General features: G+C 67.4%; 5 protein-coding genes and 2 pseudogenes. 1 reads left to right on the forward strand and 6 read right to left on the reverse strand.

Annotated features, from left to right (window positions below):
- Window positions 1-394: 394 nt before the first annotated feature.
- Genes trpC through CSW58_RS08555 form a run of 3 tightly spaced genes read right to left on the reverse strand, consistent with a single transcriptional unit; the run spans window position 395 to window position 2,813 of the window.
- Complete coding sequence (gene trpC, locus CSW58_RS08545; protein ID WP_099447006.1) at window positions 395-1,183, reverse strand: indole-3-glycerol phosphate synthase TrpC; 789 nt, start codon at window positions 1,181-1,183, stop codon at window positions 395-397.
- Window positions 1,180-2,208, reverse strand: coding sequence for an anthranilate phosphoribosyltransferase (trpD, locus tag CSW58_RS08550; protein WP_099447007.1), 1,029 nt, complete (start codon window positions 2,206-2,208; stop codon window positions 1,180-1,182). Before trpD ends, trpC begins: the two co-directional genes overlap by 4 nt.
- 8 nt (window positions 2,209-2,216) lie before the next feature.
- On the reverse strand, window positions 2,217-2,813 hold the full coding sequence (locus tag CSW58_RS08555) for an aminodeoxychorismate/anthranilate synthase component II (protein ID WP_099447010.1): 597 nt from the start codon (window positions 2,811-2,813) through the stop codon (window positions 2,217-2,219).
- 149 nt (window positions 2,814-2,962) lie between these two features.
- Here CSW58_RS08555 and CSW58_RS08560 point away from each other — a divergent pair, with 149 nt between their 5' ends.
- On the forward strand, window positions 2,963-3,181 hold the full coding sequence (locus CSW58_RS08560) for a hypothetical protein (protein WP_099447008.1): 219 nt from the start codon (window positions 2,963-2,965) through the stop codon (window positions 3,179-3,181).
- A gap of 5 nt (window positions 3,182-3,186) precedes the next feature.
- Here the strand turns inward: CSW58_RS08560 and trpE are convergent.
- From trpE to CSW58_RS14065, 3 genes and pseudogenes are all read right to left on the reverse strand, one after another.
- Window positions 3,187-4,720 (reverse strand): annotated as a pseudogene (gene trpE / locus CSW58_RS08565) (anthranilate synthase component I).
- Window positions 4,721-4,826: 106 nt separating this feature from the next.
- Window positions 4,827-5,000 (reverse strand): hypothetical protein, encoded by a 174-nt coding sequence (locus CSW58_RS14060; RefSeq protein ID WP_161494589.1) that lies wholly within the window; start codon window positions 4,998-5,000, stop codon window positions 4,827-4,829.
- Between the two features lie 28 nt (window positions 5,001-5,028).
- Window positions 5,029-5,265, reverse strand: a pseudogene (locus CSW58_RS14065) (rotamase); the annotation flags it as partial.

Below are 5,265 nucleotides of genomic sequence, written 5' to 3' on the forward strand. Positions count from 1 at the left end.
AAAGACGCGGAACAAACCGCAAACCTTGCCGATGTTCTCTAGGTGTTCTTTGTTGATGTCAAGTTAACGGCGATCCGTGGGGAACGAGGTTCAGTCGGCGTCGTTGGCAGATGATCAATCCGGGAGCCGTACCTATGGGGTTCAAGCAACTCGATCCAACCTTGCCGGTGATCGTTGAGGGCAAGGGAAGCGGCTATGCCTTCGCGGTGATCGACTATGGCCAGGAACATCATCTGATCTGGGTGGTCGCGATCGACGGCACCGGCGAAGTCTGGTCGGCGCCCAACCCCAAGGTTCGGGTGCAGGCCAATTGGACGATGGGCCGCAAGACGGTCCCCTGGCCAATGTCGAACCGCTGCGAACCGCGGCCAGTTCCTGAGGGTTTACCGGGGGTTCAGCCCAGAAGTTGGCGTGTCGCCGCCGTCACGTCGTTCTGCCGCATCAGGCTTTCACCGACCAGCATGGCCTTCGCGCCGGCCGCCTCCATGCGAACGGCGTCAGCCCTGACAAACAGACCGCTCTCGGTCACCAGCAGGGCGTCCTTGGGAGCCTGAGCCGCCAGTCGCTCGGTCACGGCCAGGTCGACGACGAAGCTCTTGAGGTCACGATTGTTGATCCCGATCAGGGTCGAGCCCAGGGCGACGGCGCGGGCCATCTCGGCGGCGTCATGCACCTCGACCAGGGCGTCCATGCCAAGGCGAGCGGCCTCGATGATCAGCTCAGCCGCCAGGGAATCGTCGATCATCGCCAGAATCACCAGGATCGCGTCGGCCCCGAGGGCGCGTGATTCGGCCACCTGCCAGGGATCGACCAGGAAGTCCTTGCGGATGCAGGGCAGGGCGACTGCGGCCCTCGCCGCGACCAGATAGGCGTCGTCGCCCTGGAAGCTGGGGCCGTCGGTCAAGACCGAGAGGCACGCCGCGCCACCGGCTTCATAGGCCCTGGCCAGGGCGGGCGGATCGAAATCGGCCCGGATCAGGCCCTTGGAGGGCGAGGCCTTTTTGATCTCGGCGATCAGGGCCAGCCGCCTTGGGCCCGCCTTCGCCTCCAAAGCTGCCCTGAAACCGCGTGGCGGTGAGGCGGCTTGAGCCGCGGCCTCGACGACGTCCTGTGGGCGCGCGGCCTTGCGCTGGACGACGTCAGTCCGCTTGTAGGCGGCGATCTGGGCGAGAATATCGGTCATGAAGCCGGCGTCTGGAGGTTGGTGGCGGCGATCAGCCGGTCGAGCGCTGTGCGGGCCCGGCCGTCGTCGATGACGGTGGCGGCCAGTTCTACGCCTTCGCGCAAGGTCTCGACCGTCTCTGACACGAGGAAGGCCGCCGCGGCGTTGAGCAACACGATATCGCGATAGGCGCCCTTGCGGCCGTCGAGCAGATCGATGAGCGCGGCGGCGTTTTGAGCGGGATCGCCGCCGGTCAGGTCCGAAAGGGCGGCGCGGGGCAGGCCGACGGCCTCGGGAGTGATATTGAAGTGGCGCAAGGCCCCTCGGTTCCACTCGACCACAAGGCTCTCGCCCGTCGTGGTCATTTCGTCGAGGCCGCCGCCATGCACGGTCCAGGCGCGAACGGCCCCCAGCGCGCCGAGCACCCGGGCGAGGGGCTCGAGCAGACGAGGATCATAGACCCCCATGACCTGGCGGCGCGCCCCCGCCGGGTTCGAGAGCGGTCCCAGCAGGTTGAAAATGGTCCGAAAGCCCAGATCCGCCCGGATGGGCGTCACGTGACGCATGGCGCCATGGTGGGCGGGCGCGAACATGAAGCAGATATTGGCCTCGTCCAGGGCGATCCTCTGGCGGTCTAGGCCGGCGTCGATATTGACCCCCAGCGCGGTCAGGATGTCCGAGGCGCCAGATCGCGACGAGATCGCCCGATTGCCGTGCTTGGCCACTTTCAGGCCGCCGCCGGCCGCGACGAAGCTCACCGCCGTGGAGATGTTGAGGGTGTGGAGGCCGTCGCCGCCCGTGCCGCAGACGTCAATGACTTCATAGGGGTGGACGAGCGTCACGGCCGCGCGGCGCATGGCGCGGGCGCAGGCGGTGATTTCTCCGACGGTCTCGCCGCGCAGGCGCATGGCGGTCACGGCCGCTGCGACCTGGGCCGGGCTGGGCTCGCCGCGCAGGCAGGCGGAGAAGAACTGCTCGGCGTCGTCCTCATTGAGGGTTTGACCGTCGGCGAGCTTGGCGAGCAGAGGCTTGAAGGCGTCGGACATCGGTCGGGCTAAACCCAGATCTGGGCGTTGCGATCAACCCCGGCCAGGTCGAGGAAATTGGCCAGCATCTGGTGGCCGCCCTCGGTGGCGATTGATTCGGGGTGGAATTGCACGCCGTGCACGGGCCGGGTCCTGTGCTGGACGCCCATGATCTCGCCATCGTCGGTCCAGGCGGTGACCTCCAGGTCGGCGGGAAGGGACGCCTTGTCGATGGCCAGGCTGTGATAGCGCGTGGCGGTGAACGGGTTGGGCAGATCCTTGAAGATCCCGCGATTGGCGTGGTGGATCGGGCTGGTCTTGCCGTGCATCACCGATTTGGCGCGGATGACGTCGCCGCCATAGGCCTGGCCGATGGCTTGGTGGCCCAGGCAAACGCCCAGGATCGGCAGGTCTTCGGGGGCCCCGCGCAGCAGGGGCAGACAGATGCCTGCCTGGTCGGGGGCCTTGGGCCCGGGCGAGAGCAGCACCGCCTGCGGACGAAGGCCCAGGGCCTCCTGCACGGTCAGTTCGTCGTTGCGATGGACGACCGTCTCGGCCCCAAGCTCGTTCAGATAGTGGACGAGATTGTAGGTGAAGCTGTCGTAGTTATCGATGACCAGGATCATGACGCCGCCTTTCAGCACCAGCTATTAGCGAGACCGGCGCAAAAGTGTGAGTGGTTTTGGTCGCGAGTTTTCTGTTCGTCCTGGCAGCGCGAAAGCGTCGCACCTTCCGGCGATTGCGGAGCAGGACGTCGCCGGCGCATGCTGGCGTCATGGACCCGCGTGATTCCGCCCTCGACACCGCCGCCCTGGCCTATGCCCGCGCCCTCTTACGCGAACCCCATCGCCGACAGAAGATGGGACCGGTGCTGGCGGCGGCCGCCTTCGCGGCGCTCAGCGCCGTGACCTTCGCCGCGGTCATGATCATCGCGCCGCCAACGGTCACCCAGCACATACCTCAGGACCGCCTGGACGGCGGTCTCGGCCAGTAGACGGATCAGGCGAAGCGCCAGGCCTCCTCGGCGGCCCGCTTGAGGGCGCGCGACTTGTGCAGGGTCTCGTCATATTCGGCGTCAGGATCACTGTCGGCGACCACGCCGCCGCCGGCCTGGACGTACATCATGCCGTCCTTGACCAGGGCCGTGCGCAGCACGATGCAGGTGTCCACCGAGCCGTCCGAACCGACATAGCCGACGGCGCCCGCATAGCCCATGCCGCGTTTCTCGATCTCGAGCTCGTCGATGATCTCCATCGCCCGAACCTTGGGCGCGCCCGAAAGCGTGCCGGCTGGCAGGGCGGCCATCAGCACATCCACCGGGTCGACCCCCTCGGGCGCGTCGCCCTCGACGTTCGAGACGATGTGCATGACGTGGCTGTAGCGCTCGATCTTGAAGCTGTCGGTGACCCGCACATTGGGGCCCGACTTGCCGACGCGGGACGGCGCGTTGCTGCCCGGCTTGCGCAGCATGGCCACGCGGCCGACGTCATTGCGGCCCAGGTCCAGCAGCATCAGGTGCTCGGACCGCTCCTTGGGGTCGGCCAGAAGCTCCTGTTCGAGGGCTAGGTCCTCCTCGGGCGTCGCGCCGCGCGGCCGGGTGCCGGCGATCGGCCGAATGGTGATCTTGCCGTCGCGCAGCCGCACGAGGATCTCGGGGCTGGATCCCACCAGATGGAAGCCGTCGAGGTCCAGGAAGAACAGGAACGGCGAAGGATTTGTCCGGCGCAGCGAGCGATAGAGGGCGAAGGGCGACAGGCCGAACGGCGACCGGAATCTATGGCTCGGCACCACCTGGAAGATGTCGCCGGCCCGGATATAGGCCTTGGCCTTCTCGACCACCTCGGCATAGGCCTCGCGGCTGACGGGCGTGGTGAATTCCAGAGGGCCATGGCCGGGTCGAGGCGGGTCGTGGGCCAGGGGGCGACGCAGATCAACCATCACCGCCTCGATCCGGCTCTGGCGGCGGCATAGGCTTGCTCGCGCTCACCCCGGTCACCGGGCGCGCCGTCGTCACCAGGATGATCTCCTGGGCGATGGCGTCGAAGACCGCGACGATGGAGGGCCGTGTCATGACGCCGTCGGGCAGGCCCAGGCTGTCGGGGTTCACATCCGGAAGGCGCTCGGCCAGGCGCACCATGTCATAGCCGAGGGCTCCGAACACCCCCGCCGCCATCGGCGGCAGGCCGGGCGGCAACTCGATCTTCGACCGAGCGATCAGACCGCGCAGGCTGTCGAGCGCGCCGCCGGCCTGGGGCGTGAACCGGCGCTCGGCTATGGCGTCGCCTTCGGCGATTTCGGCCTCATCGCCGCGACACCGCCAGACCAGGTCGGGCTTCATCGCGATGATCGAGTAACGGCCGCGCCAGGCCCGCCCTCGACGCTCTCGAACAGGAACGCATAGGGTCGACCGTGGCGATCTTCAGATAGGCCGAGACCGCGTCTCCAGATCGTCGATCAGGCGCGTCCAGACGACCTGAGGCCGTCCCGCTTCATAGGCTTCTGTAAAGGCGTCCAGAGCGGGCTCGAGGCTCATTGGTCCTTGGTCCCGGCCTTGCCCTTCTTGTCGCCCTGGGTCTTGGCCAGGGCGTCGGTGTCGATGCCGATGGCCTGCTGGGCGGCGATCAGATTGACCTTGGTCTTCAGTCCGGGCGGGCGCCGGCGCGAGCCGATTCCCCGACCTCGCGGAAGATGCCCATCGTCGCCTGCGGACGCTGGCTCTCGGTGATGCGCGCCATCAGGACAGGATCGGCCGCCTTCACCGCGTTGAGCTTGGCGACCACGAAGCCGAGGGACGGGGCGCGGGCGGTGATCACCTCGCCGGCTTGGCCCGGAAGGTGGCGACTAGGACGTCACGTCCGAGGACCTGATATTGCTGGGCGTTTTCGCGGACATGCCGGCGACGCGCTGGACGCGCGAACCCGAAGCGGCGGCGACGGACTCGATCGACTCGCCCTTACGGACACGGGCGGCCAGTTCATCAGCCTTTACCTTGAGGCGCTTGAGCGTCTCGGTCAGCACCCACTGCTGAGCCAGGGGCTCCCGGACTTCGTCCAGGGAGGGCAGGGCGGCGGGGAGCAC

The sequence above is a fragment of the Caulobacter sp. B11 genome (assembly GCF_002737765.1).
Taxonomy (GTDB): domain Bacteria; phylum Pseudomonadota; class Alphaproteobacteria; order Caulobacterales; family Caulobacteraceae; genus Caulobacter.